The following is a 16,485-nucleotide window of genomic DNA, read 5'->3' as shown; positions in this document are numbered from 1 at the left end:
TGAAATTTTAAAGAGAGAGAACTAATTAAATAGTGCTACTACTGATTAAAGTTTTAAAGGGATGAATTCCAAATTTTTGCTCTGGATTAGAAATTTATCTGCCTTGATACCTTTAGGTGTAATTATAAAATCACGTAAAGGCACTGAGAAAAACTCTGCGTGTCTACGTAATATTTCTCTAATAATGTTGTAAAGCGATGATATTTAGCGGGTTAAATAACAGTATTTTCACTGATAGTACTGTTAATAATTGTGGAGTAAAATAGTTGATTAGTTTAAACTATCATGCGGATACTTACTAAATTACTAGGATTAATATTCACTAACTTGATTAGGACTTACGCATCATACATATGTACTATACCAAATTTTGGCTTTTGAGCCATATTTAACACCCAACACAGTCAATATGCGATCAAATCAGAATTATGTTCAGCGCCTGAAACATTGATTTTGCATAACACATATTATGGTTAATTTATAGAGTGTGTAAGTCCTATTGATGTCAACAAAATTGTAGAATAAGCTGGGAATAAGCTTAAGTTAACAAGCTGGTATTGTCCACTCTGAATTAACTACATGAATAATAAATTCATCACTCTAGACTGTGACGATGATGTTGTACTTTTGCAGAAAGACACTTTTAAAGTCAGCAGATTAAAGGAATTAGTTCGGGAACAGATTTATAGCAAGTGGGAACGTCATAGTGCTTTTGATCACATGACTCAAAAGACTACCACTCAAATTTCTGAGTTTTTAAAACAAATATCTGTTGCTCAAGACATTATCAAAATAGATGAAATTCAATTGAATTTGATTATAGATTGCCAAATACTTAAAATTAGTGGTAAAGGCTGGCAGAAAGGAAAACTAAAAATTCAAATATACATATCAAATGTGACGACAAATAAATATACATTATGCCTTGAATTTTGTGCTGATCAAGCCAATGAATCCGAATCACCTTTAGATGATATTCGTAAAATGATAGAAGCAAGATGAATACTATCTTCCACATCACCAAACGCCAACAATGGGAACAAGCAAAAAATCTCGGTACATATCGCGCTGATTCGTTAGACAGGGAAGGCTTTATCCACTGTTCCAAATCAACGCAAATACTCAAAGTTGCAAAGAGATTTTTTGATAATCAAAAAGAATTGGTAATACTTTTTATTGATTCTGATAAAATCCAAGCTGAAATTCGTTATGAACCTGCTGAAATAGGCGAATTATTTCCTCACATTTATGGTGAGTTAAATATTGATGCTGTGTATCTGGTGATTGATTTTGAAACTGGGGAAGATGGGTTTTTTGAGTTGCCGCCAGAAGTTATAAATTTAGAATAACGAACCGCAAAGGACGCAAAGAGCGCAAAGGAAGAGAGATGAGAAGTCAAGGATTTGCAGGCAAGAGATGAGTATAGGGATGGTGTGGTGATAAATTTTGAGAGAATTAATGCGATCGCTCATCTCAAATTTGAGTAAAAATGAAATTATTTAACAACTAACATTCTATGGTTACTCTTCAACTCAAACAAATTCGAGTTCCACCAGGGCAAAGAATAATACTGGAAGATGTTAGTTGGCAAGTATTTGAAGCAATTCTCAAGGAGTTAGGAGAACATCGCGGGAGTCGAGTAGCATACAGCCAAGGAACGTTAGAAATTATGGCTCCATTACCAGAACATGAGCGAGCTAAGGTAATCATCGGAGACTTGGTGAAAGCTTTGCTAGATGAACTCGATCTCAATTGGGAGTCTTTAGGTTCAACTACCTTTAAGCGAAAAGATATCAGTGCAGGTATTGAACCCGATGATTGTTTTTATATTCAAAACTATAAGCTAATGATTGGGAAAGACAGGATCGACCTAACTGTTGACCCTCCTCCTGATTTGGCGATTGAAATTGATGTCACCTCTAAAACCCAAATTAGTGCCTACAAAGCCTTGAAAGTACCTGAAATTTGGCGATATGAAAGCAAAAACCGAGAAATTAGCTTGCTGCAAGGTGAGCAATATGTGAAGTCTCTCATCAGCCCCACATTTCCTAGTTTTTCGATCGCGGAACTTATTCCCCGATTTGTGGAAATGGCGCGAACCACAGGAATGAGTTCAGCACTTAAAGCGTTTCGACAATCGGTAAGAGAACAACTAGGGCGAATAGAATGAGACTGTTGGCGAATTGATCGGGAGTCTAACCCATCAGCCCCAATGCACCTTAATTTCTTTAATTTCAGTGCGTTTCAACGCACTTTAGCTATTAGCCCGCAATTTATTGCAGGGCGGGAAAGCAACGCAAAGCCGAGGTTTTAAGGGTGTGGGGTTTAATTAAAGTACGGGGAATTAATCTAGAGCAATTGTGACCGAATTTAATTTACAAATCCCAGAAAATAGCGATCGCTTATCAACTCCACTGGAGGATGCTGCACCTAGCTTGCTTCCCCTTGGGAGTATGATACACTGCGTCAACACTTCATGCGATCGCCTTGACCGTTACCTTTCCCAAGAATTACCAGATTTATCCCGTTCCCGCATCCAACACTTAATCGAACAGGGTAACGTCCAACTTAACGATAAAGTTTGTACATCTAAGAAGATCAATGTCAAGGTAGGCGATCGCATCACTCTTAAAATACCAGAAGTCCAACCTTTAGAACTACTTGCAGAAGATATCCCCTTAGATATTCTCTACGAAGACGACCAGTTACTTATTCTCAACAAACCAGCAGGCTTAGTTGTCCATCCTGCGCCCGGTCATCCAGATGGCACTTTGGTAAATGCCCTATTAGCACATTGTCCCAATTTACCTGGAATTGGCGGAGTTCAGCGTCCGGGAATCGTCCATCGATTAGATAAGGATACTACAGGGGCGATCGCGATCGCTAAAACAGATATTGCCCATCATCATCTACAAGCACAACTCAAAGCAAAAACTGCACGGCGAGAATACTTGGGCGTAGTTTACGGTGCGCCAAAAACTGAAAGTGGCACTATAGATTTGCCCATTGGTCGCCATCCCCAAGACCGCAAGAAAATGGCGATTATACCCGTTGAACAAGGCGGACGATCTGCCGTTACTCATTGGCAAGTATTAGAACGTCTTGGTAACTTCACCTTAATTCACTTTCAATTAGAAACTGGACGCACCCATCAAATTCGCGTCCACAGCGCCAAAATGGGTCATCCCATTGTCGGCGACCCGGTTTATAGTTCTGGTCATTCAGTGGGGGTAAATTTGCCCGGTCAAGCACTACACGCTTGGCGGCTAAAATTGCAGCATCCCCTATCTGGGGAGTTGATTGAGGTGACAGCTACTCCTCCCGCCCACTTTACAAAACTTTTGGAGATGTTAAAAAGACGAATTACTCTATAAAACTAACGACTAGTACCGCAAGGCGGAATTCGTAATTCGTAATTCGTAATTCGTAATTAATTGTTTGCAAGGGTTTGAGACATTTCAAATGGGTGGCTTATTTACGCCGTGCTGTACTAGCGTGCATCAGATATGGTATAGAGTTTTTCATTGCTACATCTTACCGTACTCGTACACCCAATTTTGTATCCCAATGGAGGGGTTTATCTGCTTTTTGCAGGGGAGATTCTGGAATTTGACCTACTGACACGCCGTATTTCCAGTCTGGTGGACAGATAGCAATGTAACGTGCATAACCTCCCAAGCCACCTTTGAATTTGGGATACCCAATAGCGACCAACGCGCCTGTTTATGGCACCTGATCTAGATTTGCAACACCCTCTGCTTGGGTATATCCATTTTTTAACAGCCAAGCTTCTCCTTCGAGTGTTGGGGTGCTGTCTGTATCCAGGGCTTCATGTCCGTGGAAAAGAATTTTGCGGCTAAGGTGCAGAAATTGCAAAGCTTCTAGCTTCACCCCAGGAAACTTAGTTCTTGTGGCTAGTTTGGGGTTTGGCCATTCTTTAGACCAATCAGAGCGAACAAACACAACTGAGCCTTGGGGAATCCTACTATGCTGACGTTCCCAATTCTGAATATCTTTGACATTTAGGTGGTAATTGGGGTCTTTGGCAACTTGATCTTGGATCGGAATTACTACTAGAGGACGAACAGCAAAGGTCGCTGGCAACTCATCGATAGCTGGATAATCAGGGTTCCAGTGAGCAGGTGGATCTAGTTGGGTTCCTAGCTGGTCGGTGGATAAATCGTAATGAGTTGCTTCAAACCCATCCTTTTGGTAAGTGTATGGCTCACCCGTTTTTGGGTTGATAGTAGGCGCAAACTTTGATGAACCAAAACCTGACCATACAGGAATTGCCGGAGCGATGTCTACGACGGGCTACGCCTACGCATGAGTCAAATCAACATTATTTGGCTGACTTGAGCGACTGCTGATAAACTTGCCACAGGGGAGGCTCACGTCTGGCCTGTACCGCGTTTACAGACACCAAACCAGCACCAAACAGAACTATTAAACAAACAATTGGCCAGAAAGTTTTTTTAAATAGTTGACGCAAAAATCTATCTAAAATTCTGACTACAAAAGAGCTAACACTAAAGATAACTTGGCTCATACATACAAAATAACCAATTCCCAATGCCCAATGCCCAGTGCCCAATGCCCCTTAACAACTAGCGTGCATCAGACATGGGATAGAGTCTGTTTCACTTAGTTATACCTAAATAAAACTCCTACATAACCCAGGACTCATGCACGCTATAAAATGATCAAATGGATGTACTAGCCAGCCACCGAGCAAAAATCGTTATTTAATTCCTGCCAGTTGCCGATAAGGTACAGACTTTTCGATATCGATGTTGAATGACGAGATCCGTTGGGGAGCATTGCCAGTTGCATTGATACTTTTTGCCAAAGCCAAGAATAGAGCTGGATCGCCAGCCTTGGGCTTTTGCTCTTGTGGAAGGAATCTGCGTACTTCTACCTGCCAAATGATTTGGGGGAAACCCAGTTTGGTACGGTGGTAATCTTCGTATCGCGGAGATTTGATGTTGAATGGCAACTCACCCGCAGATTGAGATGGCAGTATCCGACGGCGCTGATAAGGCACTGTGGAGTATCCAAAATTGCTCAGGTACTCTTCAGTGTTGAGTACTTCATCAACCAAGCCGACAATACCTTTGGTCGCAACTACAATTGACCAAGCGATTTTTTCCCGCTCGTTGTATGGGTCGCGTCCTAGAACACGCTGGATTACTTGCTCAACAAAGCGATAATTATTGTTGAGGTCGTAGAAGCTTCTCTTAAAGGTATCGGAAAGCAGCAACCCGCGAATAAAGTCCCGCACTGTAATTTGTCCATTGCGGAGTTGGGACTCTAAATATGTTTCGCGATCGGCAGCAAAGGCATAAAAGAAAATTTGACGATATGCTGCTTCGATCAGATCACCTAAATCTGACGGGGACAGTATATTGTCTGTATTAAAAATCCTGGGCTGTTCATCACCCGGTACTTCATACCCAGCTACACGCTGGTTTTGACTTGAAGGTTCATATTCTAACAGAGGAATTGCCACTCTAAAGCCTCCACGTTCTTAATTAAAGTTAATAACTTTTAATCATATATTAAGGGAGTAGTTGTATCAGAACTTCAGATTCTGATAAAATTTCACGAAACTTAACTAAGGGGGTTTTCAGTATTTCGTATTTCGTAGGAAAAACGATTAGCCTGCTAAATTCAACTCATAGCTAATCAAAAAAGGGAGTTTGGCTTCCAGCTTAATGACTACGTAAATTACTAAAAACATTGTTCATATATTTTCAGATTAGAAGATTCAGTTTCACCTTTTTGAACTGAAGCAATAATTTTTAACATTTAGCAAAAGAAATTAATAGGGCATTGGGCATTGGGCATTAGGAGCATCTCAGTGAAAGCAAATATACCAGATGAAAAACAAGATTCTTGCTCCCTCTCCGAACCCACGGAGAGGGTTGGGGTGAGGTTTTACAAGGCTTTTTACACTCATTGAGATCCTCCCTTGGGCATTGGGCATTGCATTAGTTATTCTCCCTCACGATATCTGCTGCCTCCTGCCTCCTGTCTCCTTCAGCGACCTATCCAAAATTCCAGAGGATCTATGGTTGATTTACAGTAAGGCCAGCTACGCAAAGTTGCTTCCATCCCTGCCTCCCAGTAGGGTGGTTCCAATCCCAGTCCTAAGCATAGATGAGATAGAATGCTAGCAAATTGCTCATTGTGACCAAAGTCTCCTAGATGGGCATGGGCGTATTCATGAATGACTACACCAAACCAGTCTCTAGGTGCAACTCGACCGACATCTACCAAAATGGTGATTGGGTTTGTGAGAATGTTGCATAGCCCATCGATGCCGAAGGATTGAGCTATGGGTACTGCAAAAATTTGGATCTGGCGACGCTCTTGGGGATGAAAGCACTCATGACAAACTTCTAGATAGGTGTTGATCTGAGCGTTTACGCTGTTAATATTCTCGCCGATCCAAGTGCAAATGGGGATGCGATCGCGCTTATTTTCAAACACATCCACCATCCCCGGTTCTAGGGCTAGCCCCTGTACCAGATGCAGATAATCTCGCCCACGAGTAAAAGCGTCGCTCTGCTTGAGATTATTCACCAGCCCAAAACAGAATAAAACTGTGTTTTTTCTCGAACATCCTCCCCAAGTCTTTCTGTTACTTCTGCTGTGCTGGCAACATCAACAGAAGTTTCAATGCGGCTTTCTGTACAAAATGATGCCGTGCTGAAGCCGCCAAACCGTTTGACTGTACTGGTTCGCATTCGCATATTTGGGCTGGCAAACCAGAATCGCTCAATGGAACTCATTGTTTCGTATTCGGTTGTCAACACTAGTCCATCTTCATCATCCATGTGAAAAAGACCGACTACAGGCATAATTTCGGCGTAGCCTCTTTCGCGGAGTAATTTGCCAGCCCTGGGGTTATCGCCATCAGGGACGATCGCAAATATGGTTTTCCCCTCATGGTTATCCTCACCCTCTCGATCCCAAGCCATTGTGCCTAGCCAACGCACACGCGACCCTCCGACTGAAAGGCTGGGGTCAATCTGATGATACTGACACAGTTCAATGATTTCTGGATGATCGGCATCCAGAGTTTCTACTTGTATATCCGATTCTCCCGTCTCTGAGCGCTTGAACGCCAGATGATGAGTTGCACGTTGCGATCGCCACTTACCTGCACTTAGCTGAAAAAATTCCATTGCGTCTATCAATCTTCTGACTCCTATTTATTACTCCTGCGGATGATCTTTACCTTGTTTTTTCTTTTTAGAGTTGTTGGTATCTAAACATTCTAAACATTACAGCCATTCGCGCCCAGCTTCAATAAATTCCCTACAAAGGGAGAAGCAGATGTGTTTTCCGTAAATTGTAAACTTTCATTGTGAGGTTCTTATATAGCTTGACAATGTAGACAGTTTAATATCTCAGTGCTATAGTGATAAAAAAGCGATGTATATCACAGACTACGCCTTCGCAGTAGCAGTAACAATAAATACCCTTCGATCCAGTCAATCCGAGGAGTGAATGATGGACTTGCCAATCGAACTAACCTTAGAGCAACAGTTTCGCTTACAAAATTTGAAAGATCAGGTAAAGGATTTGAGTCAAGAAGAGGCTCAGAATTTTTTGTTAGAAGTTTTACGGCAGATGATGGTGAAAGATAATTTGGTTAAACATCTACTCAAACAAGCTTGATCGAGTAAAAACAATATTTTTCCTTAAGACTTACGCTGTGGCAGAGTTCCATTCAAATGCGTAAGTCTTAATTTTTTGGGCATAGGGCAATTCAATTTTGGATTTGGGATTGACGATTTTGGATTAAATTTCAACTCTTTAATCTAAAAGCGTTCGACTGACTTGTACTGAGCGTTGTCGAAGTATTGACTTTTCACGGTATGTGGAAAACCTCACTTCTATTTCTCTCTTCCTTTAAGGAGAGAGACTTTGAATTTTCCCCCTTCCCGTCGCGGGAAGGGGGTTAGGTCAATCGTTAGCTTTTTCACATAAGTGAAAAGTCAGGTCGAAGTATTGTGCATAGGAAAGAAGCTTTATAGGCGGGGTTGCTCTTAGCAGAGAGGAAAACTCTTCTCCCTTGCCCCCTGCTTATTCTCTAGTCCCGATGCCCCATGCCCAATGCCCAAGTAAAATATTACAGATTATTACTTTGTCTCTCATAGTAAAGACTAGGGTACTATCGATCCCCTATGTTTTTCTTTGGCTACTCACAGTTAATCTGATCGAGAGACGCCAGAAATAATATCCGCCATTTGTGAATATTAAGGAGAACTCATGGTTCTTGATGCTTTTTCCAGAGCTGTAATTACGGCTGATGCCAAAACCGCTCCTATCGGTGGTACTGACTTGGCAGCCCTTAAGTCTTTCATTGCTGAAGGCAACAAGCGCCTTGATGCAGTGAATGCGATCGCCAGCAACGCTAGCTGTGCAGTTTCGGATGCGATCGCAGGTATTGCTGCTGAAAACACAGGTTTGCTGCAAGCTGGTGGTAACTTGTACCCCACTCGCCGGACTGCTGCTTGTCTACGTGATGCCGAAATTATCCTGCGCTATGTTACCTATGCGCTGTTGGCTGGCGATCCTTCCGTATTGGACGATCGGGCTTTGAACGGTCTGAAAGAAACCTACACAGCTTTGGGCGTACCTACTGGCTCTTCTGTACGGGCTTTCCAAATCCTGAAGGCGATCAGCGTCGCTCACATCACCAATACCAACACTGAAGCTAACGGTGGTAAAAAGTTCCGCAAACTGGAAGTCGTTCAAGGCGACTGCTCTGCTCTAGCTGCTGAAGCTGCTAGCTACTTCGATCGCGTTATTTCTGCTCTGAGCTAATTGCTCATGGCTAAAGGCTATTAGCCAAGCAAACTGAAATTAAAACTCGATCAAATCTAATCTGGAGTATAAAAAGCAATGAAATCAGTTATCACTACGGTTATTGGATCTGCCGATGCAGCAGGTCGTTTTCCCAGCACCTCTGATTTAGAATCCGTTCAAGGTAGCATTCAGCGTGCTACTGCTCGTCTAGAAGCTGCTGAAAAGTTGGCTTCTGGTATCGATGCTGTAGCTAAAGAAGCTTATGATGCTGCCTTCAAGAAATATCCTTACCTAACCCAAGAAGGTGAAGCTGGCGACACTCAAGTTAAGAAAGACAAGTGTTTCCGCGACATCAAGCACTACCTACGCTTGATCAACTACAGCTTAGTTGTGGGCGGTACTGGCCCTCTGGATGAGTGGGGTATTGCAGGCGCTCGTGAAGTTTATCGCTCTTTGGGTCTGCCCACAGCTCCTTATGTTACCGCGTTGACTTTCACTCGCGATCGCGCTTGCTCTCCTCGTGACTTGTCTCCTCAAGCCTTAGTTGAGTTTCGCTCTCTTCTCGACTACGTAATCAACTCCCTTTCATAATAATAGGGATTGACTAGATGTAGACGAGCGATCGTCATACTCTAAAACTCAGGGACTCTCAGTTTGTTGCTTTGCCTATATCTGGTTGAGTGACTTACTAAGAGTCCCTCAGTTGTAATTAACTGTGAACAGTTATATACCAATACGCTTGAGTTAGCGCCAAAAACCTTAAACTGCGTAGGTTGGGGAGCCACTGCGCCCTTGCGGTTTCCCGACTTAAAGTAAGTGGCGTTAGTTATACCAGTTCTCAGTTGAGTGAAATACAGACCTAACCCCCAGCCCCTTCCCTACTAGCGTTGGGGAGTAAGATTCAAAGCCTCTCTCCTTTTAGGAGAGAGGAATGGAAGTGAGGTCAAAGTGTATTGCATCCAAACGAAAACTGCTATATATAGTGCTTCTCGGTTGAGTTGAATACAAATCTAACAAGAATAGCCCCTTAAGAGCTAGCGTTGGGGAGTAAAATTCAAAGTTTTTCTCCTAAAAAGCTACAGTGTACACACAAATCTTTTGTAATCCGATTGCATCGGCTGGCAATGCCATTGCATCGGGTGACAATGCCATTGCATCGGGTGACAATGCCATTGCATCGGGTGACAATGCCATTGCATCGGTTGACAATGCCATTGCATCAGCTGACAATGCCATTGCATTGACTGACAATGCCATTGCATTGGCTGACAATGCCATTGTGGGATTGAAACAAGAAAATTTTATTTTATGACAATAGATTCTTTATTTGAACAGTTGAAACACCCCAACCCCAATCTGCGGGAACGAGCCATGTGGGAACTGGCTGATGTCCGCGATCAAAATACTATTCCTCGCCTGATGAGTATTTTGGATGAGGAAGATGTCACTTACCGTCGAGCTGCGGTAAAGGCGCTGGGTGCTATTGGTATAGATGCTGTACCGCTACTGGTAGAATCATTAGTAAATAGCGATAATGCAACTATTCGGGGTAATTGTGCTAATGCCCTGGCACAGGTTGCTGCAAACCATCACGATGTTCCTTTCCCAGATGAGGGCTTACAGGGATTGAAAACAGCGCTCAATGATCCCAATGCCGTTGTTTATATTGCATCAGTCATGGCGCTGGGTGAGATTGGTTCTCCTGCCTTTGAGATTTTAACTGAAGCTTTGAAAACAATAGATAATGTTGCGCTGGCTGTGACGATCGTAAATGCACTCGGTTCAATGGGTGATATCCGAGGAGTGGAAGTGCTGACGGCATTGACAAATGATGAATCTGTTGATCCATATGTTCGAGAATCAGCAGTGAGTGCTTTGCCTCGATTAGATCAGGTAATTAAGTATAAGAGAGGTTAGCGATCGCTCTTAAATGCAACTACTTGATGATGCCCACCAAGTCAGCTTGATGAGTATTACTGACTTCCATAATGTGTTGGAGAATTTCATGCGGTGCAGATTCATCCATTGGATAGTTCTCTGCCTCATACGCTTCAATCAGCATTACTATCAGCTTATGCAGAGCTTGCTCTTCTGGAGTCCGGTTCTTGCAAAACGTTAGGCGCTCTGCCACAGCTAGGACGCGATCGTACTCCTCTTCCGTCTCAATCACCTTGGGAGCGACTTCAGATAATAGACTACTATAAGCAGCTTGGTCAAAAGTAAGGTTCTCTAGACATATCTATCCATCAATCAACAAAAAACTAATTGCTGCTGAAATACTCTCAAAATGAGAGGAAGATGTCAAGTTACCCCGTGTGCGACTTTATCTCAAACCTAACCCCCAACCCCTTCCCTACGAGGGAATGGGAGCAAGAATCAAAGCCTATCGACCTTTCGGGGAGAGGAATGGAAGCGGGGTTCCAAGAATAAGTCGCACATCGCGTCAAGTTGTAAATCTGAATCGCCCTATTCCCAAGCATCCTCCTCCAACTGTCTCTCAATTTGAGAAATTGCCAATTTGAATACTGCCTGAACCACTGCTTCCCCTTCTTTAGTTAATGCAACTTGCAGAGGTTCTAAGGCAGTGCGATCGCCAATTTTCATTAATGCCAGAGCCGCCGCTTTTCGAGTTTCACAATCGTCATGATGCAGTAACTCGATGAGGTTGGGAATTGCTGGACGATAGGTGAGGCTACCCAAAGCTGCTGCTGCTTCACTCCGCACAATTTCAGATGCATCGGTGAGGGCGTTAACTAAAATATTAAATGCTCCTTCTTCGGTGCCTTCTTCAGCAATTTTAGCGATCGCACCCACTACCGCAGCCCGAACTTCAGCCGAGTCTGAGTTAATTTCTCGATATAAATGCTCTTTCGCTTCTGCGCCAATAAATCCCAACGCCCATACTGCATGACCTTTGGCACTTTCTGGATACTCGGTTGACGCTAAGATTTTCAGCAATGCTGGCACAGCTGCCTCACCTATTTTAGCCAGCGCTCCCACTGATGAGCCTTTGACCACCGTATCTTCATCATTTAACAGGGCATTAACCAAGATTGGAACTGCGATCGGGTCAGCGATCAGTGTTAGAGTTTTAGCGCTAGCTCTGCGTACAACTGGGTTTGGGTGATTTGTCACAGCTTCCATTAATAAAGGGGTCGCTGGTTTACCGATTTTACCCAACGCTTCTGCAAAACTCAACCTAACCATCCCCCGTGAGTCTCCCATACTCTCAACCATCCGCTTGAGTAGCTCTTGGTCATCCGGGTTGAAGGTGTTTAAGCCTAATTGCTCACTAACTGCTGCAAATAAAGCATCAGTTTCTACATGGGACAGATTTAACGAATCCTCCCCGGATTGAGTTTCGGAGTTGAGCATATAACTTACAGCTAAATTATCTAGATGAATGACTATAGCGGTTCTCGCTTGAGTGAGATATAAGAACCCCACCCCCAACCCCCTCCCCGCAAGCGAAGAGGGGACTATGATGTACTTGATGTGATTAGGAAATGCTATAGTTGCTGACACTCAGGGCAGCCTGTTGATTACGAAGTTCTTCGAGGGCAGAATCAATTTTGGCAAGCTCAGGCTCCAGTTTTGCCATGACGTTTACTCTCATCAACTTAGCCCGTTTTGCTGTTTCTGTAGTTTCTTGGACTAGACGTTCCCGATATTGCTCAAGTTCTGCAATAACTTCTGCGACATTTTGAGCGGTTACGTTATCGGTTGTTGTGAGTTCTGAGGTTTCATCCATAACTTTTGTCTCCTTAATGCTTGTTTATATAAATGATATGTGGTCAGTATTCCAAAGAATGTTTGTATTTGGTGACTTGCTAAAGACCACTACTTAGCTGTTACATACAACTGCACTATTGGCAAGAGGCAACTAATTAAATAGTTGACAAATGTATATATTCCGATCTTCTCAGATTGCGTTACCACTGGTAAAGCTTTTTGACGCAAATCTTCAAAAGTCGAACCCAACTCAGCCTTCGATCTAAGTTCTGATTAGTCTTTTAGGCTTTTTTGATTGCAAGTGCGTAGGCATAGCCAGTACTTCGGCAAGCTTAGTAACCATCGTAGGCATCGCGCTAGCATAATTTAGCATCGTGCAAAAACCGCTCAAGAGGTTTCCTCTACTGGGAAAATATCTCCCCGCAAGTAAGACTCAAAGTTTTTCTTAAAGTATTGAATGCTCGTCACATTCGGCTGATCATTTTCTGTTGGCATAAATTCATAAATTAGTACTTTTTCCCTCAGCAGCTTGGCCAAGCTAGGATGAAGCTACTCAAAAGAGCGATCGCACTTTTTTCCGCGACTTCACAAAATCGCGTTGCTCCCGCGCTATATTAGCTTTACTGTTTATCCAAATCACATCATTTATGACAAATAGAAAAACAATTCTTCAAGAACCAGAAAAGGACTTACTAATTGCATCTACTCGGCGTTGCGCTCTTTGCTTTGGTTTTGATGGAGATTTGTCTCGAAAAAAAGGACAAATTGCACATATCGATCAAGATTCGTCGAACCGGGATGAAGCCAATCTCGTATACTTATGCTTTGAGCATCATGATGAATATGACAGCAGCACAAGTCAGAGTAAAGGCATAACCCAAGCTGAGTTAAGAGAGTACAAGAAGCTTTTAATGGCTGCAATCACTGCGGGTAAACATCTACAGTCTAATGAATCTAATCAAAGTGGCGATAAGGTTCAAGAATTCAAAAATACTGGCTCTGGAACACAATTTAATAATAATACAGGTATTGGTTATCAAACCATTTATAACCACCAAGCATCAGAATTTTCCAACAAAGTTAGGAATGGTACTAGCACTACTTACCGAAGCAATCCTGTAACTGGGACGGATGAAATCATTGGTATAAAGCTTGAGTAAACAATTGACAGCAGGCTAATAACTTCATTAAGTTTACCTCAACCTAAAGACAATTCATCAAGGGCGATCGCCATCAAAGCTCACACAGCCCAATCTCTACACGGTAATTCTGCCTGTTGCAACACCGTTACCATCGCCTTCTCCTGCTTGTCTGGTGGATAACCATATTTCCGCAGCAGGCGCTTGATTAACCAGTGATTCAGCTTGCTTCAATAGAATACGAGCAAGCGCATAGGGTTTACAGCCAAGATTCAATAGTCAATGTTCTCACTTGTTGAATTCTCTGAAAGTCACTGTCGGCTGATACAACGGTAAGACCGTATTGTAGAGCTACAGCAGCAATCCAAAGGTCATTTTCATCAAAGCCTAAATCAGTTATTTTAGTTTTTCTCCGCTTGCTTTTCTCTTTTGGTGCAAATTGATTGAATAAAGCGGCTTTGAGTTGTCCGTAGATAGTAGCAGTAAATCCATCAATATTGTGAATGTATATACCCGTTAGAAAACGGTTAATGAGGGCTAAGTTACTTTCCCTGTGTTGAGAACGTTCTGCCATGTCTATCAGTTCGCCTTGAACGATGACGCAGGTTGTAATCACAGAATTTTCCATCCCCGCAAGGCGATGAAGCACATTGGCATTACCAAGTATTGCTTGACTACAGTGATTTGTATCTAACAGGTACATTATTCAAAGGGGTTGTCGTAATCAAATTTGGCTTTGCCGCGAGTGGCATAAACTAGCTCAAGACACTCTTGTAAATCATCGCCTGACCATTGACCAATCGTTTTCAAGTGTTCTAACAGTGAGCGACCTGTGGAATTTACTATAGTGTGATCGGTAGAATCTGCTACAGATGAAACAGGCTGTGTTTGGGTTTCCTTCGTTTTCAAAAAACGTAAAAAGTCTAGCGTTTCAGTCAGAATGGGATCTGAGGTGGATTCAATTTCTTGGAGAAGCAATTCTTTGATAGTCATAGGGGTATCTCCTCTACTGCATGGGAAATCCAGGAATAGCTGCATCAGTCTTTTTCATTATCGCAATAGTTTCTAGTCTAAACTCGAGTGAAAAGCAACTGCATTTTTTGATAGTTCAATCCATAAACATCATTTACCGCTATTTCCCAGTCCCCACTCCCTAGTACGATAGTAAGCGTGACCTCTGAGCAATTATTCAAGAGCCATTTATAGATCAATGGATAAACGTTTTTTTAAAATGTTTGGGCTAACAGAAGAACAAGCGATCGCAATTATCGATACACCGCTAGAACAACTCGAAGACGCTTCTGATAAATATATTGCTGTTTCCCATCTGATTAATTATCCCACTGAGCAATCGATCGCGGCTTTGGTACGGGCGATTGAAACTAGTAACCCTGATGAGTTAGACCACCGCATTGTCAGACGCAAGGCTGTGGAAAGTCTGGGGCGATTGCAGGCTGAATCAACTTTACCTGTAATTCGGCAGTGCCTCAAAGATGATGATATTTATACTGTTGAAAATACCGTGTGGGCGATTGGGGAAATCGGCACTAAAGATCCAGTAATTCTGGAAGAGGTGGCGCAACTGCTCGATAAGCCAGGTCAAATCTATCGGGTGATTATTCACACCCTAGCTAACGCTGACTATCAGCCGTCTCTAGAACGTGTACAGAAATTTACCCAAGCTGAGGATGAACCTACCCGTAGTGCTGCGATCGCTACAGTTTGTCGTTTCACAGGTGACTATTCCCAAATCACTGAGGTGATGGCGCTGCTACAAAGTTCCAACGTCAATGCACGGCGCAGTTCCATTCAAGACCTGATTGATTCACGCTATTACAAAGCCATCCCAGCGATCGCCCGTTGTCCTGTATCTCTAGTGTTCCGGTTGCGAGGATTGCGGATGCTTTTGGATGCAGGCGTTCCCAGTGGTGAAATTACCTTTACAGAAATTCAACCTTACTTAGAGCAAGTACTATACGATCATCCCAACGACCTTGATTTAGTACATGAGTATGACCTTACCCCTGTACTAGATTTTGTGATTAACGAACTCTACGAAACCGATTTTGGACGGTGTTATTTAGCGACAAAAACCTTACTCGAAATCTATCCACAAGAAGCACCAGCAGCACTCCTAGCAACTTATTCCGACAAGGGATATAACGATTATGGCGCTCATTATCATGTGATGAAACTTTTCGGCTGGCTGAAATATGCTCCCGCCTATGATTTGTTAGTAGAAAACCTGCACAACCGCGAACCCCAGTTTCAGAAATCCCGTGCGGCTTGTGCGATCGCTCTTGGTGAATTGGGTGATTCACGAGCAATTCCTGAACTCAAAATTTGCCTAAATACGCCGATTTGGGATTTGAAATATGCTTGTTTATTAGCGCTAGACCGCTTAGGAGACTCGTCCGGTCGGGAAATTTGCGCTGGCGATCGTGATTGGTTAATTAGGGCGAAAGCGACGAGTTAATTAATAGTTTGGAGAGACGCGATTAATCGCGTCTGTACAGGAGTTTGGAGTTCTAGTCTCAATACAGTTCAGTTAAGCATTTCTTCCTTCTGTTCCTTCTCTTCCTTTGCGACGGCAGTCGCTACAACGGGGAGCCACTGCGGTGGACGGGTTCCCCGGCATAAAGCAAGTGGCGTGGGAACCCCCGCAACGCGCTGCCTCTCCTTTGCGTCCTTTGCGGTTCGTTAAAAAATTGACTTTGACAAAGAGTTATATTCATGTCCCGGTAATTAAGCATAATACCCGAAACCCCACCCCGCCAAAGCTACGCTTTAACTC

At 43.0% G+C, this 16,485-nt stretch carries 25 protein-coding genes; 12 read left to right on the top strand and 13 right to left on the bottom strand.

Annotated elements, in window-relative coordinates:
- Positions 1–579: 579 nt before the first annotated feature.
- The 5 genes from V7K27_RS18610 (at position 580) to V7K27_RS18590 (ending at position 3,374) form a co-directional block, all read left to right on the top strand.
- Entirely contained in the window at positions 580–1,002 is a 423-nt protein-coding gene (locus V7K27_RS18610) for a KGK domain-containing protein (RefSeq protein ID WP_334949564.1), read from the top strand.
- Complete coding sequence (locus V7K27_RS18605; protein WP_334949563.1) at positions 999–1,349, top strand: DUF952 domain-containing protein; 351 nt, start codon at positions 999–1,001, stop codon at positions 1,347–1,349. Before V7K27_RS18610 ends, V7K27_RS18605 begins: the two co-directional genes overlap by 4 nt.
- A 54-nt stretch (positions 1,350–1,403) precedes the next feature.
- Positions 1,404–1,487, top strand: coding sequence for an AtzG-like protein (locus tag V7K27_RS18600; protein ID WP_442947628.1), 84 nt, complete (start codon positions 1,404–1,406; stop codon positions 1,485–1,487).
- A gap of 29 nt (positions 1,488–1,516) precedes the next feature.
- A complete protein-coding gene (locus V7K27_RS18595) occupies positions 1,517–2,170 on the top strand; it encodes a Uma2 family endonuclease (protein WP_334949562.1) in 654 nt (217 codons plus the stop codon).
- Positions 2,171–2,453: 283 nt separating this feature from the next.
- The gene (locus V7K27_RS18590; protein WP_334949587.1) at positions 2,454–3,374 is read left to right on the top strand and encodes an RluA family pseudouridine synthase; all 921 of its coding nucleotides are present in this window, start codon (positions 2,454–2,456) and stop codon (positions 3,372–3,374) included.
- Between the two features lie 160 nt (positions 3,375–3,534).
- Here the strand turns inward: V7K27_RS18590 and V7K27_RS18585 are convergent, their stop codons facing one another.
- The 6 genes from V7K27_RS18585 to V7K27_RS18560 form a co-directional block, all read right to left on the bottom strand.
- A complete protein-coding gene (locus tag V7K27_RS18585; RefSeq protein ID WP_334949561.1) occupies positions 3,535–3,714 on the bottom strand; it encodes a hypothetical protein in 180 nt (59 codons plus the stop codon).
- Positions 3,715–3,723: 9 nt separating this feature from the next.
- Positions 3,724–4,245, bottom strand: coding sequence for a cyclase family protein (locus V7K27_RS18580; protein ID WP_334949586.1), 522 nt, complete (start codon positions 4,243–4,245; stop codon positions 3,724–3,726).
- A gap of 97 nt (positions 4,246–4,342) precedes the next feature.
- Positions 4,343–4,594, bottom strand: a complete 252-nt coding sequence (locus V7K27_RS18575) for a hypothetical protein (protein ID WP_334949560.1) — start codon at positions 4,592–4,594, stop codon at positions 4,343–4,345.
- Positions 4,595–4,741: 147 nt separating this feature from the next.
- A complete protein-coding gene (locus V7K27_RS18570) occupies positions 4,742–5,509 on the bottom strand; it encodes a phycobilisome rod-core linker polypeptide (RefSeq protein ID WP_334949559.1) in 768 nt (255 codons plus the stop codon).
- A 530-nt stretch (positions 5,510–6,039) separates the two neighbouring features.
- Positions 6,040–6,585, bottom strand: a complete 546-nt coding sequence (locus tag V7K27_RS18565; protein ID WP_334949558.1) for a hypothetical protein — start codon at positions 6,583–6,585, stop codon at positions 6,040–6,042.
- A complete protein-coding gene (locus V7K27_RS18560) occupies positions 6,582–7,199 on the bottom strand; it encodes a phycobiliprotein lyase (RefSeq protein ID WP_334949585.1) in 618 nt (205 codons plus the stop codon). Before V7K27_RS18560 ends, V7K27_RS18565 begins: the two co-directional genes overlap by 4 nt.
- A gap of 316 nt (positions 7,200–7,515) precedes the next feature.
- Between V7K27_RS18560 and V7K27_RS18555 the strand changes: the two genes are divergently transcribed.
- The 5 genes from V7K27_RS18555 to V7K27_RS18535 all read left to right on the top strand — a co-directional run bounded on the left by V7K27_RS18555 (position 7,516) and on the right by V7K27_RS18535 (position 10,737).
- The gene (locus tag V7K27_RS18555) at positions 7,516–7,686 is read left to right on the top strand and encodes an NblA/ycf18 family protein (protein WP_442947627.1); all 171 of its coding nucleotides are present in this window, start codon (positions 7,516–7,518) and stop codon (positions 7,684–7,686) included.
- A 594-nt stretch (positions 7,687–8,280) separates the two neighbouring features.
- Positions 8,281–8,838 carry a bleomycin hydrolase gene (locus V7K27_RS18550; protein WP_334949557.1) on the top strand — a complete coding sequence of 186 codons (558 nt, stop codon included), beginning with the start codon at positions 8,281–8,283 and terminating at the stop codon, positions 8,836–8,838.
- A 78-nt stretch (positions 8,839–8,916) separates the two neighbouring features.
- Positions 8,917–9,411: a bleomycin hydrolase gene (locus V7K27_RS18545; protein WP_334949556.1), complete on the top strand. Its 495-nt coding sequence runs from the start codon at positions 8,917–8,919 to the stop codon at positions 9,409–9,411.
- Positions 9,412–9,901: 490 nt separating this feature from the next.
- The gene (locus tag V7K27_RS36520) at positions 9,902–10,132 is read left to right on the top strand and encodes a hypothetical protein (protein WP_442947626.1); all 231 of its coding nucleotides are present in this window, start codon (positions 9,902–9,904) and stop codon (positions 10,130–10,132) included.
- Entirely contained in the window at positions 10,129–10,737 is a 609-nt protein-coding gene (locus V7K27_RS18535; RefSeq protein WP_334949554.1) for a HEAT repeat domain-containing protein, read from the top strand. Before V7K27_RS36520 ends, V7K27_RS18535 begins: the two co-directional genes overlap by 4 nt.
- Positions 10,738–10,756: 19 nt before the next feature.
- Here V7K27_RS18535 and V7K27_RS18530 read toward each other — a convergent pair whose 3' ends face one another.
- The 4 genes from V7K27_RS18530 to V7K27_RS18515 all read right to left on the bottom strand — a co-directional run bounded on the left by V7K27_RS18530 (position 10,757) and on the right by V7K27_RS18515 (position 13,089).
- Entirely contained in the window at positions 10,757–10,990 is a 234-nt protein-coding gene (locus tag V7K27_RS18530) for a helix-turn-helix domain-containing protein (protein ID WP_334949553.1), read from the bottom strand.
- Between the two features lie 296 nt (positions 10,991–11,286).
- Positions 11,287–12,267: a HEAT repeat domain-containing protein gene (locus V7K27_RS18525; protein ID WP_334949552.1), complete on the bottom strand. Its 981-nt coding sequence runs from the start codon at positions 12,265–12,267 to the stop codon at positions 11,287–11,289.
- A 52-nt stretch (positions 12,268–12,319) separates the two neighbouring features.
- Positions 12,320–12,571 (bottom strand): hypothetical protein, encoded by a 252-nt coding sequence (locus tag V7K27_RS18520; protein WP_334949551.1) that lies wholly within the window; start codon positions 12,569–12,571, stop codon positions 12,320–12,322.
- A gap of 368 nt (positions 12,572–12,939) precedes the next feature.
- A complete protein-coding gene (locus tag V7K27_RS18515) occupies positions 12,940–13,089 on the bottom strand; it encodes a hypothetical protein (RefSeq protein WP_334949550.1) in 150 nt (49 codons plus the stop codon).
- 110 nt (positions 13,090–13,199) lie between these two features.
- Here V7K27_RS18515 and V7K27_RS18510 point away from each other — a divergent pair, with 110 nt between their 5' ends.
- Positions 13,200–13,712, top strand: a complete 513-nt coding sequence (locus tag V7K27_RS18510) for a hypothetical protein (RefSeq protein WP_334949549.1) — start codon at positions 13,200–13,202, stop codon at positions 13,710–13,712.
- Between the two features lie 80 nt (positions 13,713–13,792).
- Here the strand turns inward: V7K27_RS18510 and V7K27_RS18505 are convergent, their stop codons facing one another.
- The 3 genes from V7K27_RS18505 to V7K27_RS18495 form a co-directional block, all read right to left on the bottom strand.
- Positions 13,793–13,888: a type I restriction enzyme endonuclease domain-containing protein gene (locus V7K27_RS18505; RefSeq protein ID WP_334949583.1), complete on the bottom strand. Its 96-nt coding sequence runs from the start codon at positions 13,886–13,888 to the stop codon at positions 13,793–13,795.
- Positions 13,889–13,950: 62 nt separating this feature from the next.
- The gene (locus tag V7K27_RS18500; RefSeq protein WP_334949548.1) at positions 13,951–14,394 is read right to left on the bottom strand and encodes a type II toxin-antitoxin system VapC family toxin; all 444 of its coding nucleotides are present in this window, start codon (positions 14,392–14,394) and stop codon (positions 13,951–13,953) included.
- A complete protein-coding gene (locus V7K27_RS18495) occupies positions 14,394–14,684 on the bottom strand; it encodes a DUF2281 domain-containing protein (RefSeq protein WP_334949547.1) in 291 nt (96 codons plus the stop codon). The genes V7K27_RS18500 and V7K27_RS18495 overlap by 1 nt, the downstream gene beginning before the upstream one ends.
- A 217-nt stretch (positions 14,685–14,901) precedes the next feature.
- On the opposite strand from V7K27_RS18495, the gene V7K27_RS18490 reads away from it, so the two are divergent.
- Positions 14,902–16,167: a HEAT repeat domain-containing protein gene (locus tag V7K27_RS18490; RefSeq protein WP_334949546.1), complete on the top strand. Its 1,266-nt coding sequence runs from the start codon at positions 14,902–14,904 to the stop codon at positions 16,165–16,167.
- Positions 16,168–16,485 lie beyond the last annotated feature (318 nt).

Source organism: Nostoc sp., from assembly GCF_036919575.1.
Taxonomy (GTDB): domain Bacteria; phylum Cyanobacteriota; class Cyanobacteriia; order Cyanobacteriales; family Nostocaceae; genus Nostoc.
This window is presented reverse-complemented; position numbering and strand designations above follow the sequence as displayed.

Coding starts and splice junctions, on each gene's coding strand:
- V7K27_RS18535 (WP_334949554.1), top strand. CDS start 10,129: ATGACAATAGATTCTTTATTTGAACAGTTGAAACACCCCAACCCCAAT.
- V7K27_RS18595 (WP_334949562.1), top strand. CDS start 1,517: ATGGTTACTCTTCAACTCAAACAAATTCGAGTTCCACCAGGGCAAAGA.
- V7K27_RS18495 (WP_334949547.1), bottom strand. CDS start 14,684: ATGACTATCAAAGAATTGCTTCTCCAAGAAATTGAATCCACCTCAGAT.
- V7K27_RS18590 (WP_334949587.1), top strand. CDS start 2,454: ATGATACACTGCGTCAACACTTCATGCGATCGCCTTGACCGTTACCTT.
- V7K27_RS18550 (WP_334949557.1), top strand. CDS start 8,281: ATGGTTCTTGATGCTTTTTCCAGAGCTGTAATTACGGCTGATGCCAAA.
- V7K27_RS18610 (WP_334949564.1), top strand. CDS start 580: ATGAATAATAAATTCATCACTCTAGACTGTGACGATGATGTTGTACTT.
- V7K27_RS18555 (WP_442947627.1), top strand. CDS start 7,516: ATGATGGACTTGCCAATCGAACTAACCTTAGAGCAACAGTTTCGCTTA.
- V7K27_RS18545 (WP_334949556.1), top strand. CDS start 8,917: ATGAAATCAGTTATCACTACGGTTATTGGATCTGCCGATGCAGCAGGT.
- V7K27_RS18500 (WP_334949548.1), bottom strand. CDS start 14,394: ATGTACCTGTTAGATACAAATCACTGTAGTCAAGCAATACTTGGTAAT.
- V7K27_RS18605 (WP_334949563.1), top strand. CDS start 999: ATGAATACTATCTTCCACATCACCAAACGCCAACAATGGGAACAAGCA.
- V7K27_RS18520 (WP_334949551.1), bottom strand. CDS start 12,571: ATGGATGAAACCTCAGAACTCACAACAACCGATAACGTAACCGCTCAA.
- V7K27_RS18510 (WP_334949549.1), top strand. CDS start 13,200: ATGACAAATAGAAAAACAATTCTTCAAGAACCAGAAAAGGACTTACTA.
- V7K27_RS18490 (WP_334949546.1), top strand. CDS start 14,902: ATGGATAAACGTTTTTTTAAAATGTTTGGGCTAACAGAAGAACAAGCG.